General features: G+C 69.6%; 11 protein-coding genes. 6 read left to right on the top strand and 5 right to left on the bottom strand.

The window, feature by feature from the left end; genetic code table 11:
- Window positions 1-270: 270 nt before the first annotated feature.
- From ACZ7L5_RS00420 to ACZ7L5_RS00400, 5 genes are all read left to right on the top strand, one after another.
- Window positions 271-822, top strand: a complete 552-nt coding sequence (locus tag ACZ7L5_RS00420; protein WP_471513128.1) for a DUF6082 family protein — start codon at window positions 271-273, stop codon at window positions 820-822.
- 120 nt (window positions 823-942) lie between these two features.
- Window positions 943-1,179, top strand: coding sequence for a hypothetical protein (locus ACZ7L5_RS00415; RefSeq protein WP_128430880.1), 237 nt, complete (start codon window positions 943-945; stop codon window positions 1,177-1,179).
- 220 nt (window positions 1,180-1,399) lie between these two features.
- Complete coding sequence (locus ACZ7L5_RS00410; RefSeq protein WP_471513126.1) at window positions 1,400-2,341, top strand: sucrase ferredoxin; 942 nt, start codon at window positions 1,400-1,402, stop codon at window positions 2,339-2,341.
- 107 nt (window positions 2,342-2,448) lie between these two features.
- Window positions 2,449-4,125, top strand: a complete 1,677-nt coding sequence (locus tag ACZ7L5_RS00405; RefSeq protein ID WP_471513124.1) for a sensor histidine kinase — start codon at window positions 2,449-2,451, stop codon at window positions 4,123-4,125.
- The gene (locus ACZ7L5_RS00400; RefSeq protein WP_471513122.1) at window positions 4,122-4,802 is read left to right on the top strand and encodes a response regulator; all 681 of its coding nucleotides are present in this window, start codon (window positions 4,122-4,124) and stop codon (window positions 4,800-4,802) included. Before ACZ7L5_RS00405 ends, ACZ7L5_RS00400 begins: the two co-directional genes overlap by 4 nt.
- 134 nt (window positions 4,803-4,936) lie before the next feature.
- On the opposite strand, the gene ACZ7L5_RS00395 is transcribed toward ACZ7L5_RS00400, so the two are convergent.
- The 3 genes from ACZ7L5_RS00395 to ACZ7L5_RS00385 form a co-directional block, all read right to left on the bottom strand.
- The gene (locus tag ACZ7L5_RS00395) at window positions 4,937-6,529 is read right to left on the bottom strand and encodes a solute symporter family protein (RefSeq protein WP_365062502.1); all 1,593 of its coding nucleotides are present in this window, start codon (window positions 6,527-6,529) and stop codon (window positions 4,937-4,939) included.
- Window positions 6,526-6,951 carry a DUF485 domain-containing protein gene (locus tag ACZ7L5_RS00390; RefSeq protein WP_471513120.1) on the bottom strand — a complete coding sequence of 142 codons (426 nt, stop codon included), beginning with the start codon at window positions 6,949-6,951 and terminating at the stop codon, window positions 6,526-6,528. Before ACZ7L5_RS00390 ends, ACZ7L5_RS00395 begins: the two co-directional genes overlap by 4 nt.
- A gap of 219 nt (window positions 6,952-7,170) precedes the next feature.
- Window positions 7,171-9,291 (bottom strand): DNA gyrase/topoisomerase IV subunit B, encoded by a 2,121-nt coding sequence (locus ACZ7L5_RS00385; RefSeq protein ID WP_328878677.1) that lies wholly within the window; start codon window positions 9,289-9,291, stop codon window positions 7,171-7,173.
- Between the two features lie 445 nt (window positions 9,292-9,736).
- Here ACZ7L5_RS00385 and ACZ7L5_RS00380 point away from each other — a divergent pair, with 445 nt between their 5' ends.
- The gene (locus ACZ7L5_RS00380; RefSeq protein WP_030790025.1) at window positions 9,737-9,967 is read left to right on the top strand and encodes a DUF7455 domain-containing protein; all 231 of its coding nucleotides are present in this window, start codon (window positions 9,737-9,739) and stop codon (window positions 9,965-9,967) included.
- A 109-nt stretch (window positions 9,968-10,076) separates the two neighbouring features.
- Here the strand turns inward: ACZ7L5_RS00380 and ACZ7L5_RS00375 are convergent, their stop codons facing one another.
- Both ACZ7L5_RS00375 and ACZ7L5_RS00370 read right to left on the bottom strand, forming a co-directional pair.
- On the bottom strand, window positions 10,077-10,934 hold the full coding sequence (locus ACZ7L5_RS00375) for a S1 family serine peptidase (RefSeq protein ID WP_471513118.1): 858 nt from the start codon (window positions 10,932-10,934) through the stop codon (window positions 10,077-10,079).
- A 162-nt stretch (window positions 10,935-11,096) separates the two neighbouring features.
- Window positions 11,097-12,632, bottom strand: a complete 1,536-nt coding sequence (locus ACZ7L5_RS00370; RefSeq protein ID WP_471513116.1) for an RNA polymerase sigma factor — start codon at window positions 12,630-12,632, stop codon at window positions 11,097-11,099.
- Between the last annotated feature and the right edge of the window lie 311 nt (window positions 12,633-12,943).

The raw sequence follows: 12,943 nt of genomic DNA, 5'->3' as shown, positions 1-12,943 counted from the left end.
TACGAAGATTGAATGCCGACCCAGGATACGAGCCGTAAGAATCACTGCGAAGTGAACGATTGTTAGCAGCACTTGCCGGGCAGACGTTGGGCATGGCGCTGGAGCGTGCGACCCTCGCTTCCCTCCGTGCGCCGCTTCTCCGCCTCCCCGCCGATCAGAGCCGCTCGGCACTCTGGGAGATGGCAAGCGCCGCCCACGGCTCGCCGGTCCCCTCCAGTCGACCCGCACCCCGACGACCGGCGGACGGCCGTTTGATCGGGGGTAATTGACATGGCCACACTGAAGTGTTCTGCAAGGAGGCTGGGCTCCACCACGCTCGCCGTCCTGGCCGCCACCGCCACCGTGACGCTGGCTGCGCGTCAATGGCGGTCGGAGAAGGCGCGTCAGCACGAGCGGCAGCTGGAGCTCGAGGAGCTGGCGATCCGGCGAACGGCTCTGGCCCATCAGCAGCGCATGCATTGGGAGTTGCTGGCACGGGCGATCGACGATCCGTCCCTCGCCGCGGTGATCGACACCTACGACCAGAGCATCCCGACGGAGAGGCGCCGGCAGTTCTTCTACGCCAACGCCTGGTACGTCCACCTCTACCACCTTTACCAGGCGGAACTCCTGGATCGGGAGGAGTTGTACACACGTCTGCGGGAGTTCTTCCAGAGTCCGGTCTTCCGCGAGTACTGGGAGGCATCACGGCATATGCGCGCCAGCCTGGACGATGCATCCGTGGAAGCCCAGCTGGGGCACATGGTGGACGGCCTCGTCCGGGACCTCGACGAATCCGACACGGACGAGTGGTGGGTGGTCGGCGATCCGCCGAGCGACTGACCGAGTGATTTTCTTGCCGTCCAGCCACAAGGGGCTCTGAAACACCAGTAATCTGCTCCCCACTCAGCATGCCCAGCCCTTTTGTTCCTCCAGCCCTTTTGTTCCTAAGGACCGGTACCTTTGAAGATCGTGCGCCGCATCGGTGTGCCTCCAAGCGCCCGTGGCAGTAGTTCAGGAGCTACCTGCCCGGACGTGTTCGAACTCAGCGACGGGAATTTCGCCGTGATCGGCACCGAGGCCACCGAGGCGCTTGACCCGGAACTGCCCGCCGATGCCGCCCGCGCCGACTACGAGCGCATCGTCATCGTCAGCCGGGAGACGCTCATCCGCGCCAAGGCAGACATCCCCGACGCCTGAGCCCACCGCACGAGCACGCGTCCACCCAGACCCGTACCGTCACGCTCCCCGGCCCGCGCGCAACCGTTGAGCGAGCCGGGCCACCGACCCGGCGAGCAGCCGGCACCCCGTCACTGCTCGATCTCCACCGATGAGGCCTGGCGCCAGAACGGCTCCAGGCCACACGTGTGTCAGCCCCTCGAGCCGCCACCGCCACGCAAGTCAGGTTAGGCTCACCTCTGTGAGTACGTGCTCAACCGTCTCGCAGGACCTCGACGAGCCCATCGCGGGGACCGCGGCGACCGCGACGACCTGGCTGTTGCTCGAGCAGCCCGGCCCGTGGGGTGCCAAGGCGCTCACGCAGAGCCACCTGGATCCCGCTCTGGGCCGCGCCCTGGAGGCGGCCGCGCAGGGCACGGGCGTGCGGATCGCGCTGATCCGCCGCCCCGGCCGGCACGCCGACTGCGGGACCCTGGCCGAGCGCCGGGTCTACGCGGCCCACACCGCACCCGGCAACGTGTGGCTGCACTCCGCCACCACCCGCGACCCCCGGCAGCTGCTCGACCTGGACTTCGCCGCGCTCGGGAAGGGCGACCACCGCTCCTTCGGCTCTGCCCTCCAGGGGCAGCCCCACACCGGCGACCCGCTCGCGCTCGTCTGCACCAACGGCAAGCGCGACCGCTGCTGCGCGCTCCTCGGCCGCCCGCTCGCTGCCGAGCTCGCCGCCTCCGGCGTGGACGGCGTCTGGGAGGTCACCCATCTGGGCGGCCACCGGTTCTCACCGACGTTGCTCGTGCTGCCGTACGGCTATGCCTACGGGCGGGCGCAGGCCCACGCCGTCAAGGATGTCCTGCACAGCGTTCAGGAGGGCCGGATCGTCGTGGAGGGGTGCCGCGGGAACTCGGCCTGGGAGCGACCGGGCCAGGCGGCCGAGCTGGCCGTGCGCTCGGCCGCGGGTGTGTACGCCGCCGAGGCCCTGAGTGTCGTGCGCACGGACGGCGCGGCCCCGCGGTGGGGAGTGACGGTCGCGCACGTGGACGGGCGCCACTGGCGGGTCGTCGTCGCACAGGGGGCGTCCGTGCCGCCACGGCCTGAGAGCTGCGGTTCGGTGCTCGGCTCACCCGCGCGGATGGACGTCGTGGCGGTGCGTGAGCTCACGGTGACAACGGCGGTCGCCGGCTGATCAGGGGCGCCGGCCCACCGTCGGGTGGGCCGGCTGCCCGATATTGATCAAGAGATCCACGCCACACCCCTCCAGCAGCGCCGACACGCCCACGTACCGTCATGGGTATGAGCCGCACTCCCCCCGCACGTCGCCTGCGCCTCGTTCTGCCCCGGCGGATGTTCGCGCAGGTGCTGCTGATGCAGGTGGCGATCGCCGCGGGAGTGGCGGTGCTCGCGACCGGTTTGTTCCTCGCCCCGCTCAGCGATCAGCTGGACGACCAGGCGATGCGGCGCGCGCTGTCGATCGCGCAGACCACCGCGGCGCAGCCGGACATCGCCGAGGACCTGGCGAACACCCCCGCGACGACCGGCGGGCCGGTCCAGCGGGAGGCGGAGCGGATCCGCGAGGCCACCAAGGCCGAGTACGTCGTCGTGATGGACCGGCGCGGGGTGCGCTGGTCCCACCCCACCCCGGGCGAGGTCGGCAGAATCGTCTCGACCGACCCGGGCCAGGCCCTCGCCGGCCACGAGGTCATGCAGATCGACGACGGGACCCTGGGCCGCACCGCCCGCGGCAAGGTGCCGCTGCGCGACGACGACGGCAGGATCATCGGAGCCGTCTCGGTCGGTATCGCCTACGACAGCGTGCGGGCCCGTCTGCTGCACGCGATCCCGGGGCTGCTCGCCTACGCGGGCGGCGCCCTGGCGGTCGGCGCGCTGGCCGCCTGGCTCATCTCCCGCCGGGTCCAGCGGCAGACCCGCGACCTGGCCTTCTCCGACATCTCGGCGCTGCTCGCGGAGCGCGAGGCGATGCTGCACGGCATCCGGGAGGGTGTCGTCGCCCTGGACCGCACCGGCCGCATCCGCCTCCTCAACGACGAGGCGCGGCGCCTGCTGGGCCTCGGCGACGAGGCCGTCGGCCGGTCCCTCGACGAGGCGCTCGGCGGGGGCCGTACGACCGACGTGCTGGCCGGCCGGGTGACGGGCACCGATCTGCTCACGGTCCGCGGTCAGCGTGTCCTGGTCGCCAACCGCATGCCCACCGACGACGGCGGCGCCGTCGCCACCCTGCGCGACCGCACCGAGCTGGAGCAGCTCGGCCGGGAGCTCGACTCCACGCGCGGCCTGATCGACGCCCTGCGCGCCCAGGACCACGAGCACGCCAACCGCATGCACACGCTCCTCGGACTGCTCGAACTGGAGATGTACGACGACGCCGTGGAGTTCGTCGGCGAGGTGGTCGGCGACCACCGGGAAACCGCCGAGCAGGTCGCCGAGAAGATCCAGGACCCGCTGCTCGCCGCCCTGCTGGTGGGCAAGGCGACCGTGGCGGCCGAGCGGGGCGTCGCGCTGCGTCTCTCGGACCGCACCGGGCTCCCGGACCGGCTGATCGACCCTCGGGGGCTCGTCACGATCGTCGGCAACCTCGTGGACAACGCTCTGGACGCCGCCGCGGGCACCACGCACCCGCGCGTGGAGGTCGAATTGCGTGCCGAGGGGCGGACAGCGACCCTCCTGGTACGCGACACGGGGCCGGGAATCCCCGAGGAGCAGCGCGAGTTGATCTTCACCGAGGGGTGGTCCACCAAGAAGCCCCCGGCTCACCGTGAGCGCGGCATCGGTCTCTCCCTGGTGCGCAGGTTCGCCGAAAGGCAGGGTGGCACCGCAACGGTGGGCGAGGCGGCCGGCGGCGGCGCGGAGTTCACCGTCGTCCTGCCCGAGGCATTGGCCGAGCCGGATCTGGAGCCTGCCCTCGCCGTGCCGTCAGATGCGCAGACCGTCGCCGAGGAGGAGTCGCGATGATCGAGGTCCTGGTCGTGGACGACGACACGCGCGTGGCGCGGGTCAACGCCGCCTACGTCGAGAAGGTGCCGGGATTCCACGTGGCCGGCGAGGCGCACAGCGCGGCCGAAGCGCTTCGCCAGGTGGAGGAGCTGCCCCGCGTGGACCTGGTCCTCATGGATCACTATCTGCCCGACGAGACGGGCCTCGCGGTCGTCCAGGAGATGCGCCGGCGCGGCCACCAGGCCGACGTGATCATGGTGACGGCGGCGCGGGACGTGTCGACCGTGCAGGCGGCGATGCGGCACGGGGCGCTGCAGTACCTGGTCAAGCCGTTCGCCTTCGCGGGCCTGCGCGCCAAGCTGGAGGCGTACGGCGAACTGCGCCGCACCCTGGACGGCGGCGGCGAGGCGGAGCAGGCCGAGGTGGACCGCATCTTCGGCGCCCTGTCGGCGTCTTCGGAGCCCGATCTGCCCAAGGGCCACTCCCCCACCACCACGGAACTCGTACGGCGCGCCCTGATGAACGCCGAAGGCCCGCTGTCGGCCCAGGAGATCGCCGAGCGGACCGGAGTGAGCCGTCAGACCGCCCAGCGCTATCTCAAGCTCCTGGAGCGCACGGGACGGGCCCGGCTCACCCTCAAGTACGGTGACGCGGGTCGCCCGGAACACCGTTACGTGTGGGCGACCCGCGCCTGAGGCACGGCCCGTGGGGGCGGGGGAAGGAACCGTGCCCCTTCTTCATACGGATGCGGGCCGCGCAACGTATCACCCGACCGCTCGACCCATTGCCATGTCGGTGCGGGCGTCCCCGACCGCTTCCACCATCGGGCCTATGCGGCCCCCGCCCCCGTCAGCGACCGCACCTCGACCTCCGCGTGTTTGGCCTCATCGGGTGCCTCGGACGAGATGAGCGTGCCGAGCCAGCCCGCGACAAAGCCCAGCGGGATCGAGACGAGCCCCGGGTTCTGCAGGGGGAAGTACTGGAAGTCGACACCGGGGAACAGCGATTCGGGGCTGCCCGATACGACCGGCGACAGCGCCACCAGCACCACGGCCGGGATCAAGCCCCCGTAGACGGCCCATACGGCGCCCCGCGTGGTGAAGTCCCGCCAGAACAGGGAGTAGAGCAGCACCGGCAGATTGGCGGACGCGGCGACGGCGAAGGCGAGTCCCACGAGGAAGGCGACGTTGAGGTCGCGGGCCAGCAGTCCGAGGGCGATCGCGACCACGCCGATGCCGACCGCCGCGACACGCGCCACGGCAACTTCGCTGCGGGGCTTGGCGCGGCGCGGCCGTAGCGAGGCGTACAGGTCGTGGGCCACGGAGGCCGAGGAGGCGAGCGTGATTCCGGCGACCACGGCGAGGATCGTGGCGAAGGCGATGGCGGCCACGATGGCAAAGAGAACCGTTCCTCCCGTGGAGTCCGCGCCGCCGCCGAGATCGAGGGCGAGCAGCGGAACTGCCGTGTTCCCGGCCGCGTTCGACCCGCGTACGGCCTCGGGCCCGACGATCGCGGCCGCGCCGAAACCCAGCACGATCGTCATCAGGTAGAAGCCGCCGATGAGCCCGATCGCCCACACCACCGACCGCCGTGCCGCGCGAGCGGTGGGCACGGTGTAGAAGCGGGACAGGATGTGCGGCAGCCCCGCCGTACCCAGCACCAGCGCGAGGCCGAGGCTGATGAAGTCGAACCGGGCCGTCCAGTCAACGCCGTACTTCAGCCCGGGTGCCAGGAACGCCGCGCCGTGACCACTGCGCTCGGCCGCCGTGACCAGCAGCCGGTCGAAGTCGCCGTGGAAGCGCAGCAGGACGAGCACGGTCAACGCCACGGTGCCGCCTAGCAGCAGGACCGACTTGACGATCTGGATCCAGGTGGTGGCCCGCATCCCTCCCAACGACACGTAGATCACCATGAGCGCGCCGACGCCGATGACTGTCCAGGCCTGCACCGCCTCGCCCTTGCCCCCGAGCAGCAGCGCGACCAGGGTGCCCGCGCCCACCATCTGCGCCACCAGATACAGAACGGACACGGTGACCGAGGAAGTTCCCAGCGCGATCCGCACGGGGCGCTCCCGCATCCGCGCGGCGACCACGTCGGCGAGCGTGAACCGCCCGCAGTTGCGCACGAGTTCGGCGACGAGGAACAGCACCACCAGCCAGGCCACGAGGAAGCCCACCGAGTACAGCATCCCGTCGTAGCCGAAGAGGGCGATGAGCCCGGAGATGCCGAGGAAGGAGGCGGCCGACATGTAGTCACCCGCGATGGCAAAACCATTCTCCATGGGCGAGAAGAGCCGGCCGCCCGCGTAGAACTCCTCTGCTGAACCACGCCGGTTGCGGCTCACCCAGGTCGTGATCGCCAGCGTGATCGCGACGAACAGGCTGAACAGAATCAGCGCCGGCGTCTGGTGATCGTGCGTCACGCGGCACCTCCCCTGGTGACGCGGGCCAACTCCTGGGTGTCCCAGCGCAGTTCCAGCGCCGCCCGATCCCGGCGCAGCCGCGCGTGACGGGCGTAGGCCCAGGTGAGCAGGAAGGTGGTGAGGAACTGCCCGAGCCCGGCCAGCATCGCCACGTTCACGGCGCCCGCCACGGGCCGGGCCATCAGCTCCGGCGCGGTCGTGGCGGCCACGACGTACGCCGCATACCACGCGAGGAAGAGCACAACAGCCGGCACCACAAACCGCCGGTACCGACTGCGTACTTCCTGGAAAGCCGCGCTCCGCTGCACCTCGAGGTACACATCGGCCGCGCCCGGCGGAGCAGTCTCCGGGACGTCCACGACGCCCGACTCCCCCCATCCGGAGGCGAGGGCGTCGTACCAGGGATCGCGGCTTGAGTGCATGCCCAAGCATGGACAGAACGGAAAGATCCCCGGATCGCGTTCTCCGAGGGCTTCACCCCATCAGGTGATATGTCGCCGATAGGCCTGCAGCCGCCATGGGCGAGAGGCCCCCACAGGGGCCACCCGCACCCGACGGCGATGCCGCACGGGCGGTGCGGGTGGAACCCAACCCGGCCGAAGGTGAAGTCGCGGCCGGCCTCGGCCGAAGCCGCGCAGCGACTACGCGTCGATGCGCGACCGGTCCAACGTGGCCGCCGAGCTGGAGATGAACTCCTTGCGCGGCGCCACGTCGTTCCCCATCAGCAGATCGAAGACCCGCTCGGCGGCCTCAAGATCGGTGAGGCTGATCCGGCGCAGGGTCCGGTGACGCGGGTCCATCGTCGTCTCGGCCAGTTGGTCGGCGTCCATCTCACCGAGACCCTTGTACCGCTGGATGGAGTCCTTGTAGCGGATGCCCTTGCTCTGGAACTCCATGAGCTTGTCGCGCAGTTCACGGTCCGAGTACGTGTACACGTACTTGTCCTGCCCCTTCTTGGGCTGGACGATCTCGATCCGGTGCAGCGGCGGCACGGCCGCGAACACCCGGCCCGCCTCGATCATCGGCCGCATGTAGCGCTGGAACAGCGTCAGCAGGAGCGTCCGGATGTGGGAGCCGTCCACGTCGGCGTCGGTCATCATGATGATCTTGCCGTAGCGGGCGGCGTCGATGTCGAAGGTCCGGCCCGACCCCGCTCCTATGACCTGGATGATCGCGCCGCACTCGGCGTTCTTGAGCATGTCGGTGACGGACGACTTCTGGACGTTGAGGATCTTGCCGCGGATCGGCAGCAGCGCCTGGAACTCGGAGTTCCGGGCGAGCTTGGCGGTGCCGAGCGCGGAGTCTCCCTCGACGATGAACAGCTCGCTGCGGTCGACGTCGTCGCTGCGGCAGTCGGCGAGCTTGGCCGGCAGCGAGGAGGACTCCAGGGCCGTCTTACGGCGCTGCGCGTCCTTGTGCTGGCGGGCCGCGATGCGCGTACGGGCGGCGGCGACGGCCTTCTCCATGACGACCCGGGCCTGGGCCGCGGCGTCCCGCTTCGTGGACGTCAGGAACGCCTTGAGCTCCTTGGCGATCACGGTGTTCACGATGCGCCGGGCCGCCGAGGTACCGAGGACCTCCTTGGTCTGGCCCTCGAACTGCGGCTCGGCGAGGCGGACCGTGACGACCGCGGTGAGGCCCTCCAGGGCGTCGTCCTTGACGATGTCGTCCTCGGCGACGCGCAGCATCTTCTTGGTGCGCAGCACCTCGTTCATGGTGCTCGTCACGGCCGTCTCGAAGCCCGCGACGTGGGTGCCGCCCTTGGGGGTGGCGATGATGTTCACGAACGACTTCAGGGTCGTGTCGTAGCCCGTGCCCCACCGCATCGCGACGTCGACGTCGAGCTCACGGGTGACCTGGGTGGGCGTCATCTGGCCGTGCTCGTCCAGAACCGGGACGGTCTCCTTGAAGGTGCCCTGGCCCGAGAAGCGGAGGACGTCGCACACCGGCTTGTCGCTGGCCAGGTACTCGCAGAACTCGCTGATGCCGCCGTCGAAGCGGAAGGACTCCTCGCCCTTGCTGCCGCCGTCGCCGAGGCCGAGCTCGTCGCGGACGACGATGGTCAGGCCGGGCACCAGGAACGCGGTCTGGCGGGCGCGCTGGTGCAGCGTGTCCAGGGACAGCTTGGCGTCCTTGAGGAAGATCTGTCGGTCGGCCCAGTACCGCACGCGCGTGCCGTTGCGGGTCTTGGGGATCTTCTTGGTCTTGCGCAGGCCGCCGGTCTCGAACTTGGCGTTCGGGCCGTCCGCGGCGAAGGCTCCGGGGACACCGCGGCGGAAACTGATGGCGTGCGTGTGGCCGCTGCGGTCCACCTCGACGTCCAGTCGCGCGGACAGGGCGTTCACCACGGAGGCGCCCACGCCGTGCAGACCGCCGGAGGCGGCGTAGGAGCCGCCGCCGAACTTGCCGCCGGCGTGCAGCTTGGTCATCACGACCTCGACGCCGGACAGGCCGGTCTTGGGCTCGACGTCGACCGGGATGCCCCGGCCGTTGTCCCGGACCTCCACGGACCCGTCGTCGTGGAGGATCACGTCGATGTGGTCGCAGTAGCCACCGAGAGCCTCGTCGACGGAGTTGTCGATGATCTCCCAGAGGCAGTGCATGAGACCACGACTGTCGGTCGACCCGATGTACATACCCGGGCGCTTGCGCACGGCCTCGAGGCCCTCGAGGACGAGCAGGTGCCGCGCGGTGTAGTTGGAACCGTCCAGGTCTGCTCCTGCCAGCAGCGCTGTGGACGGCACGGACGTCTCGGCGGTCACGCGGTTCGCTCCTCGCTGAATTTCAGATGAGGCCCTTGTGGGTAAGGGCGCGGCTTCGGTCGCCGTCAAGAGGGTACCGAGGCCTGGTAGAGCCGTTGTAACGCCACCCTCGTACGAAACCCAGACTAGACCAGAGTCGCATGCGTGTTCGATCCCTCGTTGGAGTGAAGCACATATCACGTTCCCTTCCAGGCATGAACCATTTAGGCTCCGGGCACGTCCTCATGAACAACCGGCAACCCAGCCGGAGGGACCCGACCTTGACCGACAGCGCGAAACCGTAAGCAAGACAAAGACGCACTACGGCACATTCGCCGCCAAACCGGCAGCAGCCAGCCGCCCCGGAAAGAATTTCTCTCTGAGAGAAGCCGCGAGCGGGAACGTTTTGGGGCTGGTTGGATGTTGACCCTGGTACGACAGCTCGTCGAGCTAGAGAAGAGGCGACGTGACTACTGTTCTGACCCCCGCGAGCCCGCTGACGGCCGCTGACCGCTGCGACCGTTGCGGCGCCCAGGCGTACGTGCGTGTCGTCCTGCTGAGCGGCGGAGAACTGCTCTTCTGCGCCCACCACGGCCGCAAGTTCGAGCCGGAACTCAAGAAGATCGCCGCTGAGATACAGGACGAGACGGAGCGGCTGACGACCGTTCCCGCATCGGCGTCCGAAGAAGAGCGCTGAACCTCGCATTAACGACGAGCCAGCTCCGGCACAGGCCGGTTGACGGGCGGCCGCCCCTGAAAGCAGGGGCGGCCGCCCGCGCTCATGCCCCGCGAGCCCTCAGCTCCTGTCAGCCGTCGGCATGGCGCTCGCGTCCCACGGCCCGCCACCCCAGGCTCCGTACGACCTCGGACACTCGCGTGTAGACGCCGGGACTGCCCGCGCGGCCGCAGCCGGTGCCCCAGGACACGAGCCCGATCAGCTTCCCCTGGGCGACCAGGGGGCCCCCGCTGTCCCCCTGACAGGCATCCCGGCCCCCTTCCCGTTCCCCGGCGCAGACCATGCTGGCGGCCTGGTATCTGCCGTCACCACCGCCCGGGTACGCCTGCTTGCACAGGGTGTCGGGCAGCACGTGCACGCGTGCCGCCCGCAGGCTGCGCGGGTAGTCGCCCGCCCCCGTGACGTCTCCCCACCCGTAGACCAGGGCCGGCGTCCCGGGCACGTAGGCGGGATCGCCGGCGCGGGCCATCCTGATGACCGAGCTCGCCGGAAGGGGCTGGGTGAGGGAGAGCACGGCGAAGTCGCCGGCGTTGCTGACATCGTCGTAGGCCGGGTTCACCCAGCTGTCGCGGACGCGGATCTCCTGGCCCCGGCCGGACACGAGGTCCGTACGGCCTGTGATGACGGTGAAGTCGCGTACCTGGTGGGGCGGTGCCCCCATGACCTCCTCGCTGAGGCAGTGGGCCGCGGTGAGCACGGTGGTCCGGCCGACCGCCACACCGACGCAGAACTGGCCCGCCCGCGTACCCCCGAACCGGTCACGGCTGGACAGCGCCACGGTCCACGGGCTGTCGGACACATCGACCGGGAAGCCGCCGACGACGACACTGTCGGCAGCCGCGGGGGCGGCGGACGCCAACGGTATGGCAGCCGCCACGGCCGCCAGGACCAGCGGCCGGGCGAGGACCCGGATAATGGGACGTCGCATGCACGCTCCTCACTCTGGAGTGGTCGTGGGACACCCAGAGTGATTCAGCCCGCCTGACCCCGCACCCGCGCGCCGGTCCGAAGAGCGGCCCCCGACAGCACGAAGGCCCGTCCCCACTCGGGGGCCGGGCCTTGTGTGTCGTACGGATGCGACGGAAGCGACCTAGTCGAGGTAGTCGCGCAGCACCTGGGACCGCGACGGGTGGCGCAGCTTCGACATGGTCTTGGACTCGATCTGGCGGATCCGCTCGCGCGTCACGCCGTAGACCTTGCCGATCTCGTCGAGGGTCTTCGGCTGACCGTCGGTGAGACCGAAGCGCATGGAGACGACGCCCGCCTCGCGCTCGGACAGGGTGTCGAGGACCGAGTGCAGCTGCTCCTGCAGAAGCGTGAAGCTGACCGCGTCGGCCGGGACGACGGCCTCGGAGTCCTCGATGAGGTCACCGAACTCGCTGTCGCCGTCCTCGCCGAGCGGGGTGTGCAGGGAGATGGGCTCGCGGCCGTACTTCTGGACCTCGATGACCTTCTCGGGGGTCATGTCGAGTTCCTTGGCCAGCTCCTCCGGGGTGGGCTCGCGGCCCAGGTCCTGGAGCATCTGGCGCTGGACGCGCGCGAGCTTGTTGATGACCTCGACCATGTGCACCGGGATACGGATGGTGCGGGCCTGGTCGGCCATGGCGCGGGTGATCGCCTGACGGATCCACCAGGTGGCGTACGTGGAGAACTTGTAGCCCTTGGTGTAGTCGAACTTCTCGACCGCGCGGATCAGACCGAGGTTGCCCTCCTGGATGAGGTCCAGGAAGAGCATGCCGCGGCCGGTGTAGCGCTTGGCCAGGGAGACCACCAGACGGAGGTTGGCCTCCAGGAGGTGGTTCTTGGCGCGGCGGCCGTCCTCGGCGATGATCTCCAGCTCGCGCTTGAGCTTCGGGGCGAGCTTGTCGGCGTTGGCCAGCTTGTCCTCGGCGAACAGACCGGCCTCGATGCGCTTGGCGAGCTCGACCTCCTGCTCGGCGTTGAGCAGCGGGACCTTACCGATCTGCTTGAGGTAGTCCTTGACCGGGTCGGCGGTGGCACCGGCGGCCGCCACCTGCTGCGCGGGCGCGTCGTCCTCGTCCTCGTCGGACAGCACGAAGCCGGCGCTCTCGGCGCCCTCGGGCTCGTCGCCGGTCTTGGGGGCGTCCTCGAGGGTCTCTTCCTCGACGAGCTCGGCGTCGTCCTTCTTGCCTGCGGTGGTCTTCTTGGCCGCCGTCTTCTTGGCGACGGTCTTCTTCGCAGCCGCCTTCTTGGCGGTCGTCTTCTTGGCAGCGGCCTTCTTGGCGGGGGCGTCGTCCTCGACGGCGGGATCGTCGGCGGCCGCCTCGGGCGTGGCGGGGGCGGTGGCCTTCTTGGCAGTCGCCGTCTTCGCCGCGACCGTCTTCGTTGCGGTGCGCTTGACCGGACTCTTCGCTGCGACGCTCTTACGGGTGCGCTTGGGCTCCGCGGCACTGACCATCAGCGTCACACCCTCTTCCTCGAGGATCTGGTTGAGGCTGCGCAGTACGTTCTTCCACTGAGTGGCCGGAATCTGGTCAGCTTCGAAGGCCCGACGCACATCGTCGCCGGCGATCTGCCCCTCAGCCTTTCCCCGCTCGATAAGAGCCATGACAGAGACGGACTCGGCGATCTCCGGCGGGAGCGTACGGGATGTGCTGGCCGACACGAACAACCTCTCGGAACGTTGGAAAACGGCTTCCGGCCCCGTCCACGGCGGACAGGAGCCGACCACCGGCTTGGGGATTGGGCCGACGGTGCGGGCGGGGGCCGGGAAGATTCACAGCGCCTGGAGCGGCGTCCGTATTCCCTCCTCGGCAGTCACCTCTTAGGTCATCGCGCTGTTTCCCCAAGCGTTACGCCCAATCTGCGTGGCCCGAGTCACATCCCGTAACCGATCAAAAACAGACAGACGCAGACATAACAGGTCGCCCACGGCCCGAACCATGCACTGTACGGCGATTCCAGGGCCTCGTCGCA

The organism is Streptomyces sp. NPDC107528 (assembly GCF_055639295.1).
Note: the sequence above shows the minus strand (reverse complement) of the source record. Positions and strands in the feature narration are given on the sequence as shown.

Coding starts and splice junctions, on each gene's coding strand:
- ACZ7L5_RS00400 (WP_471513122.1), top strand. CDS start 4,122: ATGATCGAGGTCCTGGTCGTGGACGACGACACGCGCGTGGCGCGGGTC.
- ACZ7L5_RS00420 (WP_471513128.1), top strand. CDS start 271: ATGGCCACACTGAAGTGTTCTGCAAGGAGGCTGGGCTCCACCACGCTC.
- ACZ7L5_RS00375 (WP_471513118.1), bottom strand. CDS start 10,934: ATGCGACGTCCCATTATCCGGGTCCTCGCCCGGCCGCTGGTCCTGGCG.
- ACZ7L5_RS00390 (WP_471513120.1), bottom strand. CDS start 6,951: ATGCACTCAAGCCGCGATCCCTGGTACGACGCCCTCGCCTCCGGATGG.
- ACZ7L5_RS00405 (WP_471513124.1), top strand. CDS start 2,449: ATGAGCCGCACTCCCCCCGCACGTCGCCTGCGCCTCGTTCTGCCCCGG.